Annotated in this window: 11 protein-coding genes and 3 pseudogenes; 5 read left to right on the top strand and 9 right to left on the bottom strand. The window is 37.9% G+C overall.

The window, feature by feature from the left end; all coding sequences use genetic code 11:
* Window positions 1–23 precede the first annotated feature (23 nt).
* Window positions 24–218 carry a DUF6728 family protein gene (locus V8V91_RS08910; RefSeq protein WP_074226477.1) on the top strand — a complete coding sequence of 65 codons (195 nt, stop codon included), beginning with the start codon at window positions 24–26 and terminating at the stop codon, window positions 216–218.
* Window positions 219–276: 58 nt separating this feature from the next.
* Here V8V91_RS08910 and V8V91_RS08905 read toward each other — a convergent pair whose 3' ends face one another.
* A complete protein-coding gene (locus tag V8V91_RS08905) occupies window positions 277–1,380 on the bottom strand; it encodes an acyltransferase family protein (protein WP_373399756.1) in 1,104 nt (367 codons plus the stop codon).
* A gap of 93 nt (window positions 1,381–1,473) precedes the next feature.
* Window positions 1,474–2,379 carry a sterol desaturase family protein gene (locus V8V91_RS08900; RefSeq protein ID WP_373399755.1) on the bottom strand — a complete coding sequence of 302 codons (906 nt, stop codon included), beginning with the start codon at window positions 2,377–2,379 and terminating at the stop codon, window positions 1,474–1,476.
* A 145-nt stretch (window positions 2,380–2,524) separates the two neighbouring features.
* Between V8V91_RS08900 and V8V91_RS08895 the strand changes: the two genes are divergently transcribed.
* Together V8V91_RS08895 and V8V91_RS08890 are read left to right on the top strand one after the other, a co-directional pair.
* Window positions 2,525–2,875: an MmcQ/YjbR family DNA-binding protein gene (locus V8V91_RS08895; protein ID WP_373399754.1), complete on the top strand. Its 351-nt coding sequence runs from the start codon at window positions 2,525–2,527 to the stop codon at window positions 2,873–2,875.
* On the top strand, window positions 2,872–3,858 hold the full coding sequence (locus V8V91_RS08890) for an ABC transporter ATP-binding protein (RefSeq protein WP_373399753.1): 987 nt from the start codon (window positions 2,872–2,874) through the stop codon (window positions 3,856–3,858). The genes V8V91_RS08895 and V8V91_RS08890 overlap by 4 nt, the downstream gene beginning before the upstream one ends.
* Before the next feature lie 3 nt (window positions 3,859–3,861).
* On the opposite strand, the gene V8V91_RS08885 is transcribed toward V8V91_RS08890, so the two are convergent.
* Genes V8V91_RS08885 through V8V91_RS08870 form a run of 4 tightly spaced genes read right to left on the bottom strand, consistent with a single transcriptional unit; the run spans window position 3,862 to window position 7,507 of the window.
* Window positions 3,862–4,386 (bottom strand): peptidylprolyl isomerase, encoded by a 525-nt coding sequence (locus V8V91_RS08885; protein WP_373399752.1) that lies wholly within the window; start codon window positions 4,384–4,386, stop codon window positions 3,862–3,864.
* 7 nt (window positions 4,387–4,393) lie between these two features.
* Window positions 4,394–5,110, bottom strand: coding sequence for a trans-aconitate 2-methyltransferase (locus V8V91_RS08880; RefSeq protein WP_373399751.1), 717 nt, complete (start codon window positions 5,108–5,110; stop codon window positions 4,394–4,396).
* On the bottom strand, window positions 5,097–6,974 hold the full coding sequence (locus V8V91_RS08875) for a YfhO family protein (RefSeq protein WP_373399750.1): 1,878 nt from the start codon (window positions 6,972–6,974) through the stop codon (window positions 5,097–5,099). The genes V8V91_RS08880 and V8V91_RS08875 overlap by 14 nt, the downstream gene beginning before the upstream one ends.
* Before the next feature lie 11 nt (window positions 6,975–6,985).
* Complete coding sequence (locus tag V8V91_RS08870; RefSeq protein WP_373399749.1) at window positions 6,986–7,507, bottom strand: hypothetical protein; 522 nt, start codon at window positions 7,505–7,507, stop codon at window positions 6,986–6,988.
* A gap of 161 nt (window positions 7,508–7,668) precedes the next feature.
* Here V8V91_RS08870 and ffh point away from each other — a divergent pair.
* Window positions 7,669–9,002, top strand: a pseudogene (gene ffh / locus V8V91_RS08865) (signal recognition particle protein).
* 38 nt (window positions 9,003–9,040) lie between these two features.
* Here the strand turns inward: ffh and V8V91_RS08860 are convergent.
* The 3 genes and pseudogenes from V8V91_RS08860 to V8V91_RS08850 all read right to left on the bottom strand — a co-directional run bounded on the left by V8V91_RS08860 (window position 9,041) and on the right by V8V91_RS08850 (window position 10,783).
* Window positions 9,041–9,786 (bottom strand): annotated as a pseudogene (locus V8V91_RS08860) (LytR/AlgR family response regulator transcription factor).
* Entirely contained in the window at window positions 9,783–10,151 is a 369-nt protein-coding gene (locus V8V91_RS08855; RefSeq protein ID WP_373399748.1) for a hypothetical protein, read from the bottom strand. Before V8V91_RS08855 ends, V8V91_RS08860 begins: the two are co-directional and overlap by 4 nt.
* Window positions 10,151–10,783 (bottom strand): sensor histidine kinase, encoded by a 633-nt coding sequence (locus V8V91_RS08850; RefSeq protein ID WP_373399747.1) that lies wholly within the window; start codon window positions 10,781–10,783, stop codon window positions 10,151–10,153. The genes V8V91_RS08855 and V8V91_RS08850 overlap by 1 nt, the downstream gene beginning before the upstream one ends.
* Window positions 10,784–11,120: 337 nt before the next feature.
* Here V8V91_RS08850 and V8V91_RS08845 point away from each other — a divergent pair.
* Window positions 11,121–13,651, top strand: a pseudogene (locus tag V8V91_RS08845) (TonB-dependent receptor domain-containing protein).
* Window positions 13,652–13,726 lie beyond the last annotated feature (75 nt).

The following is a 13,726-nucleotide window of genomic DNA, read 5'->3' as shown; positions in this document are numbered from 1 at the left end:
TTGAACATACAAAGTCAGAAACTATGTCAGAAAATAATAAAGTTAAAGAGTTCTTTAAGTTAGGCGAAGTCGGCAATTACTTTGTTCGAGTTTTTCAAAAACCTGACCCAAGCCAAAAATCCAACTTGAATTTGAGAATGATGCATGGTATTAATAAAATTTCCATCATTGTTTTTATTTTGGCTTTGATCGTTTGGACCCTTAAAAGATTTATATAAGATTAATCGAGTATCCAAGTAAAAGGTCATCTGAATTTCCAGATGACCTTTTTTTGGACTAAATTTTAAAGAAGATCTTTTTTCGGTAAAGAAAATAGCAAAGACCCCACATGGCAGCCAAGGTACAGAATGCGGTGATGATTTCTAATGAATGTTCTCCAAAACCAATTGGCTCAAGAAAACCGGTGGTGAAAATCCCGATGGTACGATTAAGCCAACGATGTCCGAGTATTTCAGCAAACAGGTAAATGAAGATGGAATTCATTCCTACTATAATGAAAGGAAAAGCTTTGGATTGGTATTTTTTTACGTCAATCAGCCAGTAGGAAAAAGCTAAAGCCAAAAGAGCCCATCCACCAGAAGCCAATGCGAAGGAGCTGGTGCTGATTCTTTTGATAATAGGAGTTATTCCAACGATATCTAGGCCATATCCTAAGGTTAAGCCAATAATTCCACCAATAACAAATGTCCGAATTTTATCTTTTGAAAAACTTTTGGATAAAAGAATATTTCCACAAATAGCTCCCCAAATGGTATGGGCTGCTGTAGGAATGCAGTTGATTGCTACCCAGCCCCCATTGTTGATCTTACCCATCAAAATCATGTCGATATAGTTACCGAAATTCGTTCCATGTTCATATGGAACTTCTGGGTTATACCATCTATAAAGAACTTCTGTAAGGGCTAATAAGGCTATAGAAACTCCTAATTGAATTTTCCAGGATTTCTTAAGGAGGAAGAAGGTTACTAAAATTGTGAAGGAAAGTTGGGTCAATACATTCCAAAGTTCAAATACCAATTTCCCCGCATAGATGCAATGGAGTCCAGTACCAAATAGAAATAACAATAGACATCTTTTAAGGATATGTCCAGTTACTTTGGATCGGTCTTCATGATTTGCCAACCGTTTATTCAAAGAAAAGGGCATGGCGACACCCACTATAAACATGAAAAAGGGTTGGATCAAATCCCAAAATCGAAGCCCGTTCCATGGGTGGTGAGTAAACTGCGTAAAAAAGGAATTTAAAAATCCAGGGTCCGGAAAAGCTTCTAATAAACTTTGATAAACTGAGGCAGCTTCTGCTACCAACAGAAACATGGTCAGCCCTCTAAAGGTGTCCAGTGAAACAAGCCTTCCAGACTTGATTAAAGTTGAATCCATTTGGTTTTAGGTTGGGTTTTACCCTAAACTAACCAAAATAGATAAATATGGCTCTGCCAATAATATAAAAAGCTTTGCCCTACTTTGACAAAATCAGAATTCGTGATTTTTATCCTTTTTCTTTCCAAAAATTCGTTGAAAAGGAGCAAGGTTTTGACCGATGAAATCTTCAGGATAGTGTTCTTCATCGGGAAGTCCTACTGGAAGATTTTCGTCATCAGAAGGCCAATAATTAGTCTTAAATAAAAAATCCCAAAGACTTAAGGAAATTCCGTAGTTAAACCCATTTGGATGGGATTCAGGAAGTTCTTTAGCGTGGTGCCAAAGGTGCATCTGGGGCCCATTGATAATATAACGGAAAGGGCCTAATGGAATATATAAGTTGGAATGCCCCAGCTGTCCTACTACTAGTGTGAAAATATGGACAATGAAAAAGTCTGTAATCCCAATACCTATCATAGCTAATGGTATATATTCCAGTGTCCTATACAAGATGTTTTCCATCCAATGGTATCTCAGTAATGCTGCAAAACCCATTTCTCGGGTGCTGTGATGGACTTTATGAAATTCCCACATCCAACCAACATGATGGTACATCATATGAATCGCCCATTGCATAAAGTCTCGGACGATGAAGATGATAAATAATTGAACCCAGCCAGGGAGTTGATCGATTTTGATCGCAACAGTATTGGTAATTCCAAATAGTCCTAGAAAATCATTGAAGGCTTCTACTGCGACCATTGAAAGTGCATTGTAAGCCACAAGAGAAAAAAGGAAATAATTCCAGAAAAGGTAGAAAATGTCCAGCCAAAAATGTTCTCGGATAATGGGTTGGTTTTTTCTCCAAGGGAAAAATACTTCCAACAGCCAAATCACAAAAGAGGCTCCAATGAGCCAATAAAAGTAATTATGCCAAGAAGGATTTAATATTTCATTTACCAAATAATTCCAATAGCCATAATAGCCGTCAGAAATTGCTTTGATGTATTTTTCCATGCAACAAAGATGTTTATTTTATCCTAACCCTTACGTGACTTCGCTCACAAAAATATTGCTGAAAATGAAATTGTCTTTTGATAAATCTAAATTGAGGTAAAGATTCAGATCGAATTCTTTATTTTCAATGAATTATTGAAGCTCAATGACATTAACCTACTATCGAGATTATTGTTTGTCAAAACCCGGTACCACCGAAGATACTCCATTTGATGAGGATGCACTTTGTTTTCGGGTAGGAGGAAAAATATTCTCCATTACATCTATCAGTCAATTTCAGTACATCAATCTTAAATGTGATCCTGAGAAGTCAATAGAGTTACGTGAGCAGTACGAAGGGATAACTCCTGGATATCATATGAACAAAAAACAATGGAATTCTGTCAGTACCACTGGGAATGTTCCAGATCCTTTGATCCTTGAATTGGCAGATCACTCATACGAACTTATCTTTGCTAGCCTGCCAAAGAAAATCCAGGCAGATATACGCCTATGAGTTACTTTTCCGTTCGTCATGTGTCAAAATCCTATGACCAGAACCCAGCCTTAGTTAATTTTTCACTAGAACTAAATAAAGGAGATTTTCTTTCCATCGTGGGAGCGAGTGGGTCCGGGAAAAGTACATTGCTAAGGATTATGGCAGGTCTAGAGATCCAAGATGAAGGAGAGGTCCACCTAGATGGAGAGCTGATATTAAATCCAAAACATAAATTGGTTTCAGGCTATGATGAAATCAAATTGATCCATCAAGATTACCATTTGTTTCCAAATTCCTCAGTGGAAGAAAATATTGCTCGTCCGCTGCTTCATTATGAAAAGGAATATGCAAAATCCAGAGTGGAAAATCTTTTGAATTTATTGGGGTTAAAATCGTTTAGAGATCGATATCCAAGACAGCTTTCAGGTGGACAGCAGCAGAAAGTGGCAATAGCAAAAGCATTGAGTGTGGAGCCTGAATTATTATTGCTGGATGAGCCTTTTAGCTCTTTAGATACTATTCAAACTCACCAATTGATATTTGAGTTAAAGGAATTGTTTCAGGAATTGGGGACTACTGTGGTTTTTGTGACTCATGACTTGGATGATGCGCTCAGACTTACCGATAACCTTTTGATTTTACAAAAAGGGAAAACGGTCCAAAGCGGATCTTCCCAAGAGTTATGCGAAAAGCCTAAGTCAAGATACGTGGCTCAGTTGTTTAGTCCTATCAACCTGATTCCAGATCGATTTAACTCTTATATCAGACCTTCCAATGTCAAGCTAAGAACTAAAGGACAACTTCTTGGCCATGTAGTGGATACTCGATTTTTGGTGCATTTTAACAGCTTACAAGTCCGGTTGAAAAATGGGGGTGAGGTTTGGGAAGTAGATGATCCACTTAGAAAATATAAAATAGGGGATCGAGTTTATCTTCAATTTGATGAAGACGATGTAATGGTTCTAAAAAATAAAAGGAAGGTTAATTACCTTCCTTTTTGATTGTTAATCATGAGCTCCATGCTCTCCATGGACATGTCCATGTTCGATTTCTTCAGGGCTGGCTTCACGGACTTCTATTACTTTTCCATCAAAGTGTAAGTCAAATCCGACTAAAGGATGGTTAAAGTCCAAAAGCAAATCCTCTCCTAAATCTTTTAAGATTTTTGCCTGCATAGGGTACCCATTTTCATCCATGAGAGGAAGAAAGTTTCCTTCTTCAAGCATTTCCTTTTTGAACCCTTGTTCCCCAGAAAACTGGGATTTAGGAAGGTTGATGATTAATTCATCATCAGCTTCGCCATATGCCTCCGCTACAGAAAGGGTAAATGAAAATTCCTCACCTTCTGATTGACCACCCAACAATTCTTCAAATTTACCGGGAAGCCCACTTTGGCCAAAAAGAAAATAGAAAGGATCTTCGGTGTCCCTAACTTCTACTGAGAAAGGGGCTGATTCAATCTCATCTTCTGTTTTACTTACCTTTAATTCGTAAGTAAGCCCAACTACTGTATTATTTTCAATTTTCATATCTTCTTTATTTAATTCCATGCCTTAATCGGATACTTAGTCTTTCCTTTAGAATTTTCCATTTGTTTCTTGGAGTGGAATGTTCCAAAGGTTTCTGAGATCTAAAGACAAAATATTGGTAATCCTTTTCTTCAAAAAAGACGGAATAGGTTTCCATTTTTTCAAGGTAAAAACCACTTGAGGTAATGCTTTTGATTAAGTCTCCCGAGTCTAGGGGCTGATCGATTACCTGTAGTTTTTCAGGCTCATTTTGAATCATCCATTGCAAATACCTAGGAGCAGGGATGTGAATAAAAATAACGGAATCCTGATGTGAATGCTCCTGAATAGTTTGAAATAAACGTGGATGCTGATCCACAGGAATGTGTTCCAATACATCCGGGAAGACAAAGAAGTCAAATGTCTGATTGGTTTTATGGAAGTCAGACATGTCAGAAACTTCGAATTTCAAGTTGTCAAATCCTTTCCAAATCACTTTGGCTTTATCTATACTTTCTGGACTGATATCTACAGCCAATACTTCGCCTTTTTTAACCTGACCTGCAATTAGGCTACTAACTGTGCCAATGCCACAGCCTACTTCAAGTACGCGATGATGTTCTTTCAGACCGGCAGCCATTACCTTGTCCAGAATACTAAGATGCCTGGAGTTGATTCCAGTCTTTTCCTGTTTTTCGGAAAACTGGTCGTAGTAGCTGATGATTTTGTCTTTAGGCTCTTCCATTTTCTTCTTTTATAGTGAAGTATACACCGCCAATTAATCCTAAAATGATCAGGTATTGGAAGATGATCATAGGTGTTTTGGTTTTGGTATAGCTGCTTGGGGCAAAATGAAATTCAATTTCATGCTGACCGGCAGGAATAGTTAACCCTCTTAATAAATAATCAGTTCTTAAAATCTCGGATTCTTGCCCATCAATTGTGGCTGTCCATCCCACAGGGTAGTAGATTTCTGAAAATATTGCCAATCCTCCCTGGCTCATATTGGCGGTATATGAAAGATGGTTTGGTGCATAGGACGTTAATTCAATAGTTCCAGCTCCTGCAGCAACTTGACCAAATTCATCTGTATTAATCGTTGCTTCTGTTTTAGTGTTGATTTCTCCCAGAACTGTAATCTCATCCAAGTTTGAATTCACACTGCGTACACTAGATGGGATCCATGCAGGCCCATTTGCTTCAGGGTTTTCAAATACTGCATTGGCTGCTTTTCCAGCAATGATGTATTTGGTGTTGAGCATATTAAATGTTTGGATGCCTGCAAAATCAAAATCTCCTTCCTGAGCTTTGGTGACAAAATTATTGAGCTCATTGGAAAGCCTGTAATCGATCAGGTCTTGGAAACGTCTCAATTTGGCGCCATGATATCCTCCAATGGCGTGGAATCTATAACTCGCTTTTCCTGCTGATTGTATCCCTTCTGTTAAATCTAAAACTCGGAAATAAGATTCATCTTTTAGGATTTCAGTTTCAGCCGGAGTTTCAGCGAAATAGGTATTAGTGGGACTTTTTTCAAAGGAGTCCGAATTTAAATAAGGACGATTGATGGTCCAAAGGTCAAAAAGAACTAAAATAAAAAGCCCTGCACCAAGAACAAGATCGCTCACTTTTCCTTTGACCGTAAAATAAATCAAGGCAAAGGAAGCTGCTAAAAATCCTAAGCTCTTCAATGCACTGGATTGTAGCATGGTTTTTCGGTCTTCTCTCAAAGCCCCTAGCAACCAATCAGGGAGACCTTGATCTGCCGCTCCTTCAAATCGAAACATACCAGCACCTAAAACAAAAAGTAAAATAAGGCCACCAGTTACAGCTCCTGCCATATACAGTGACTTCAATTTATTCTCTTTGATAAGTTTTTCTAAAGAGACCATTCCTAAAACAGGAATAGCAAACAAGGTCATGCCCAAAGCCATGGAAACTGCTCGAAACTTGTTGTATCCAGGCAAGTAGTCAAAAAGCAAGTAATTGAACCATGACAAGTTTTTGCCCCATGAAAGCATCAAAGAAAAGACGATAATGGTACCAAAGGTGATAAGTGTTTGCTTAGGTGCTGCCCAGATCCCTAAAACTGCTAAAAAGATTAGGATTACTCCTCCATAAATAGGTCCCCCAGTAAAGGGTTGGTCACCCCAATATGTAGGGGCTCCTTGAACAAAACCATTGATTTGTGCTGGGTCTAATCCTTGTTGTCTCAGTACTTTTTCTGAAGCTGAATTTTTGGGTAAAGGAGTAGTAGATCCCCCTCCATAAAAATCAGGAATCAAAAAGGTGAAGGATTCCATAATTCCGTTGGACCATCCAAAAGCATATTCTTTATCAAGTCCTGCCTCTTTTGTTTCAATAGTTATCTCGCCTCTTGTGGAATAGGTGGAATATTCTAGCGCAGTAGCCAGTCTACCAATATTTCCTCCAATGGCTAATATGGTTCCGATGGCTAAGATTCCTACTGTTTTGGACATTGGAACTAGACCCTCTTTCTTCCATTCAAAAATAACTCTTACCAAAACGTATATTCCTGCTATCAGGAACGTGTAATAAGTGATTTGAACGTGATTGAATTTGAATTGTAGGAGAAGGCCTAAAGCCAAAATGGATGCACCTAGGATTCTCTTTTTTCAAAGGCCAAATGAATGCCTAGGATAATGAGAGGGATTAAACATTCTGCCCAAATTTTAGCGTTATGTCCTGCCGCTAAACTGAGTAAATTGTAGGTGTTAAAGGCAAAAGCAACACTGCCTAAAATGGCGAATATTGGCCTGACCCTGAAGCTTAACAATAGAATGTACATTCCCACCATTCCAAAAAACAATCCATTGACAGGGTGAGGTAATCCCAAAGAAAGGATGGAGACTAAAGCATTGGTGATGTCTCCGGGGAAATCCATGCTTATAAAATAGGCAGGCATGCCACCAAACATGCTGTTGGTCCAAAGAGCTTCCTCACCGGTCGCTTCTCTGAAATCCATTGTTTCTTTTGCAGATCCTTCCCATTTCAAGATGTCACCTTGAAATATAACCTGGTTTTCAAAAACCACTGGGGAAAAATAGATCCCAACAATGGCGTAAAATAGGGCAATTCCCACTGCGTGAGGGAGAATGTCTTTCTTAAAATCTATGGTCATGAAAAAGAAATTTCGAGGATTTTTTAGATGCAGCCGCAAATTAGGAATTTAAAGGCAAAGAGTCCTAATCACATTATTTGCTTGGTGGCAGTATTAGATGAAATGATGCTTTCTATCCCTGATGAAAATCATTACTTTTGCCACAAATAGCCGCAATAGGAATGTTTGATAATTTAAGTTTAAAATTAGACCGGGCTTTCAAAACGCTGAAAGGTACTGGTACGATCACAGAAATAAACGTAGCCACCACGGTTAAGGAGATAAGAAGAGCCTTAATTGATGCTGACGTTAACTATAAAGTAGCGAAGGAAGTAACTGATACGATCAAAAAAGAGGCACTTGGTCGCGATGTATTGATTTCAGTTTCTCCAGGTCAGTTATTGGTTAAAATCACACAAGAAGAGCTGACCAAACTCATGGGTGGCACCAAAGTGGAAATCAATTTATCTGGAGACCCTTCTGTAGTATTGATTTCTGGTCTTCAAGGTTCTGGTAAGACTACTTTTTCAGGAAAATTAGCAAGCTTACTTAAAAAGCAAGGTAGACAAGTTCTTTTAGTAGCTTGTGATATTTATAGACCAGCTGCGATTGACCAGTTGAAAGTACTAGGTGAACAAGTAGGGGTTGAGGTGTATGCGGAGCCAGACAATAAAAATGCATTAGAAATAGCAAACAATGCGATCGCATATGCTAAGAAATCAGGAAAGAAAACCGTGATTGTCGATACAGCGGGTCGTTTGGCTGTGGATGAGCAAATGATGCAGGAAATTGAGGAGTTGAAAAAAGCACTCAATCCTTCAGAGACCTTGTTTGTAGTTGACTCTATGACTGGTCAAGATGCTGTAAATACCGCAAAAACTTTTGACGAGCGTTTAGATTTCAATGGAGTGGTATTGACGAAACTAGATGGTGATACCCGTGGTGGTGCAGCTATTTCTATTCGTCACGTAGTCAATAAACCAATCAAATTCATCTCTACAGGTGAAAAGATGGAGAATATTGACGTATTCCACCCAGATAGAATGGCCCAACGTATTTTGGGTATGGGAGATGTGATCTCCTTGGTGGGAGTGCTCAGCAATCCTTTGATGAGGAAGAGGCCAAAAGGATCAATTCAAAAATCCGAACCAACAGTTTCAACTTTGATGATTTCCTTTCTCAACTTGAACAGGTGAAGAAAATGGGTAATATCAAAGATTTGATGGGAATGATCCCGGGGATGGGGAAAGCAATGAAGGGCTTGGATATTGATGACGATTCTTTCAAACCTATTGAAGCCATTATTAAAAGTATGACCCCTTTGGAAAGGCAACAGCCTGATGTGATCGATGGAAGTAGAAGAAAGCGTATTGCAAATGGTTCAGGAAGGACCATTACTGAAGTCAATAATCTGATGAAGCAGTTTAGTGACATGCGTAAGATGATGAAGCAGATGAATAAAATGGGCGGAGCTAAAGCAGCCATGAGCCGATTGATGCCGGGAGGAAAAAGATAAAAGTAAAAAGGGAGCTTCTAGCTCCCTTTTTTAATTCTTTAATTCATCCACTTGCTTAGAAACTCAAGGAAAGCTTCTTTGTAATTATCTCCCACAGCTATGTGGTGTTTTCCAATCTGAATGACATTTTTTGAAACCGAATCTATATGATCTAATGAAACAATATAAGATCGGTGTACTCTCATAAAGTGGGAGGAAGGGAGTAACTCTTCCATACTCTTCAAACTTGTCAATGAGAGTAAAGGGTTGGGCTTGGAAATCAAATGAACTTTGACATAGTCCTTGTAAGCTTCTACGTAGGCAATATCTTTCAAAATCACTTTCACCAATTGATATTCCACTTTAAAAAATGTATTCCGGAACAGCATTAGGTTCAGCTGGACTACTGCTAATAGGTGATGCGGAGTTTAATTTTTCAAAATAGCTAAAAGCCTTCGTGGCCGCATTAGAAATTCTTCGTAGCTATATGGCTTTAACAAATAATCCAAAGCTTCCACTTTATAACCCTCTATGGCGAATTGATGGTAAGCAGTGGCAAAAATGATTCTTGTCTTATCCGAATTTTTTTCCCATCCAATACCCTTGCAAGTTCCATCCCAGAGAGATCAGGCATTTGGATGTCCATAAATATTAACTGGACTTCATTTTGGTTGATAAAGCCTAAAGCTTCGATGCCATTACTGAACCGGCCTTCTAGTTGTAGGAAAGAGGTTTGCTCAATAAACTTGCAGATCAAGTCTAGTGCTAAAGGCTCGTCATCTATCGCTACACATTTGAGTTTCATGCAAGATTAATTGTAAGATTTACCCAATACTCATTATTGGATTCATCTTTACCAAATTTAAGCCGATGTTTTTCAGGATATAATAAAGCAAGCCTTCTCTGAGTATTGACCATCCCAATCCCATTTTCTTTAGCTTCAGGGCTATCTGAGTGGACAGGAAATATTTGATTTCGAGTTTCAAAAAATAAGGTTTCACCCATTACTTCCAGACGGATGGTTATTTCACATTCCTTCTGACTACTGATTCCATGCTTAAAAGAGTTTTCTAAAAAAGGAAGCAATAACATAGGAGCAATGATATGATCATCTTTAGGCTCTTCTATTTTCAGATTTAATTTGACATTATTCGAAAGCCTCATCTTCATTAACTCAATATAGTCTTGAATAAAGTTGACTTCTTTTTTAGTAGCGTGACATCCTTTTGGTTTTCATACAGTACATACCGCATCATTCTTGAAAGTTTTAATAAAGCTTCCTGTGCTTTTTTTACATCTAGATTGGTGAGTGAGTAGATGTTATTTAAGGTGTTAAAAAAGAAATGAGGATTGATTTGTGCTTTTAAATAGGATAGTTCTGTATTGATTTTCTGTTTTTCAAGATCTTGACGTTCCACCTCATCTCGCTGCCATTTTTGTACCAGTGCCAAAGAAGTACTTAATCCTATAGATACCATATATAATAGGATCTGGAAGACATCTCCAGGTAACCATCTTCCTCTTGGTGAATAGGGCTTATTTGGATTGAAGAATTCATGCATCTTTTGGGGATACTTAATGAATTGCTCAAAATAAATAATGGAAAAGTAAAAAAGGATAGCCCCTCCCACTACCAGTAAGATGTATTGATAGTTTTTTCCTTTAAGGAGAATCCTCGGGACGGTGATGGATACATTGGAGTAGAAAACACCAATGAGGAATATGATGAGAAAAACCTGTTTATACCAAAATGCATCTGGTAATTCATTATCTCCCATTCTCCAAGATAGCGGAGATAGCAAGATTAGAATGATGCAGAGCATCAACCAACCAAGTATATGGACGATAAATGAAAGGTTCTTTTTGAGCTAAATGGAGGCATTTGGTTGTATTTCGATCTGAAACTAAGGAAAAGTCCCTAAACACCTAAAATAAAATCTACCAATCTAAGAATTACATCTCTAGAACATCCATTTGAATAGATAAACCCGTTTATCGGCTGATTTTTGGGTTTAATCCGGCGGTTTCCCTGGTTAGTCGATAAAACTAAAGGAATGGTCTATTACACCATTAGAGTGTAAAACAATCGGTGTTGTTTTGCTGTACATAACTGTGTAAAGCAACTCAGCAACAACTATCATGAAGAAATTATTTTACTTAACCTTAATTTTTAGCACCATTACTTCGGTGGGGATTTTTGCCCAAAGTACTGATGGGGATAAAAAAACTCCTGCAAGGATTATTGGAGTAGCTAAAGATCAAAATACCGGAGAGGCCGTTCCTTATGCGACTGCCGCTCTTTATAAAGCTGGTACAGAAGAGAACATTGCCGGTGGTGTGGCTGATGATGAAGGGAAGTTCTTTATCACAGGAATGAAGCCAGGATCCTATACTCTTAAAGTAAGCTTTTTGGGATTCGAAACTCAAACAGTTGATAATATCCAAGTTACTTCTCCAAACGGAGATGTGAATTTAGGAGATATTTTAATGGCGGATGAAGGGGTAGCTTTGGAAGAAGTTACTGTTCAAGGTCAACGAGAATTAATTGAAGAGCGAGTAGATAGAACGATCTATAAAGCAGAAAATGATAAAACTACGGCTGGAGGAGATGGTACAGATGTACTTAGAAGAGTTCCAATGCTTTCAGTTGATTTGGATGGAAACGTATCCATGAGAGGAAGTAGTAATATCACGGTTTTAATTGATAACAGACCTTCTGCAATTGCGGCAAGTAGTATAACAGATGCATTGAAGCAGATTCCTGCCGATGAAATTAAAGCTGTAGAAGTAATTACTTCGCCTTCCGCTAGGTTTGATGCAGAAGGAACATCTGGGGTAATCAACATTGTGACTAAGAAAAATAACCTTCAAGGTATGTCATTGAATGTTCGTACAGGGACTGGCTTAAGAGGCTCTGATTTAGGTTTGAACGCAAGTGCTAGAAAAGGAAAGTTCGGATTTACTCTTGGAGGTTTTGGTCGAGCAGGGTATAATGTTTTGGGTAGTTTCGAAAACAATCAAGTACTGACCAACCCAGATAATTCTATCTCTACCATTTCTCAATCTGCTGATACGGAAAGAACCTATATGTTTGGTAGATACAATTTTGGAGTGGATTATGAAATTGATAAATACAATTTCTTAACAGGTGCTGTGAATTTTGGCATTAGAAATTCTAAAAATAGCCAAGACAATTTTTTGACTGAGAACTATTTGAATGGAGATTTGGTGAGAAATGCCTTAAGAGAAACTAACTCCAAAGACAATTCTAACTCTATCGACTTGAGTGTAAACTATACCAGGACTTTTGAGAAGAAAGGAAAGGAAATCAGTTTATTGACCTTGTATAGCAGAGATAACCGTGAGAGCTCTTTTATTAACACCTTATTTAATGAAGATTTCCAGACCATTGATTCCAGGTTGAAGAATGACAACCCTAGCAAGAATGAAGAATACACAGTTCAATTGGATTTTGTTGAGCCTTTAGGAAAAGATGGTAAATCCATCTTAGAGTATGGAGCAAAAAAATTTTAAGAAAATCAGTTTCTGATTTCACCTATTACCAAGCAGAAGGTGCAGATGGAGAATTTGTGATCAATCCAGATCCTAACATTTCCAATGCATTTAATTATGATCAAAATGTAACTGCAGGGTATGTATCTTATACTGCTACCTTATTTAAAAATTATACCATCAAACCAGGATTAAGATACGAATACACTACTGTTAATGCTGATTTTGAAACAGAAGCAGCTGCAGATATTCCTTCTTATGGAACCTTTGTGCCAAGTGTCAACTTGAGTAGAAAAATGAAGAATGGCAACCTGATCAAAGCAGCATATAACAGACGTATTTCTAGACCTTCCATGAGATACTTGAACCCTAACTTGGATGTTTCTAACCCAACGCAGTGGTCTCAAGGTAATCCAACATTGGATCCAGAATTTACCGACAATTACGAAATTGGATATAGTACCTATTTCAAAGAGACGATGTTAAATTTCACAGGTTACTTCAGAAATACCACTGGTTCAATTCAAGCAGTTAGAACAATTCAGGATGATGGTGTGATTTTCACTACTTATGAAAACATTGGTGAGGAGCAAGCAATTGGTGTGAACATCTTTACAAATATCAATATCAGTAGCAAGTTCTCTTTGAATGGTAGTATTGAAACATATTACTCGATGCTTGATAATGGTTTGACTGATCCTCTTTATGCTGCATCCAACCAAGGGTTTGTAGTTTCAGGGCGTATGTTTGGTAACTATTCCTTACCAAAAGACTGGCAGGTTCAATTATTTACGTTTGCTAGAGGTAGTAGAGTTCAGCTTCAAGGTACTTCTGGTGGATTTGCAGCTTATGGTTTAGGTATCAACAAGCAATTTAACGAGAAGAGAGGAAGTATTGGATTTGGAGCAGATAACTTCCTGTCTAAAGAGTTTAAAGTTAGAAATGAAATCATAACACCTACGATTGTTCAAAACAGTACGAACGTGATGCGTAATATGAACTTCAAAATCAACTTTAGCTACAGAATTGGAAAGTTGAGTATGGATCAAAGGTCAAGAAGGAAGAAATCCATCAACAATGATGACTTGAAAAGTGGAGGAGATGGAAACGATATGAACCAAGGTGGTGGTGCTACTGGGGTTTCAAATAATAAATAATTGAATTAACATGCTGGATTTGAGCTTGCTCAAGTCCAGCTTTTAACAAATATCAAAAAGACTTTTATAGATAGA

It is taken from the genome of Algoriphagus halophilus, from assembly GCF_041729275.1.
Classification (GTDB): domain Bacteria; phylum Bacteroidota; class Bacteroidia; order Cytophagales; family Cyclobacteriaceae; genus Algoriphagus; species Algoriphagus halophilus_A.
The sequence above is the reverse complement of the archived record's forward strand: the minus strand, read 5'-3'. Positions and strand labels throughout refer to the sequence as shown.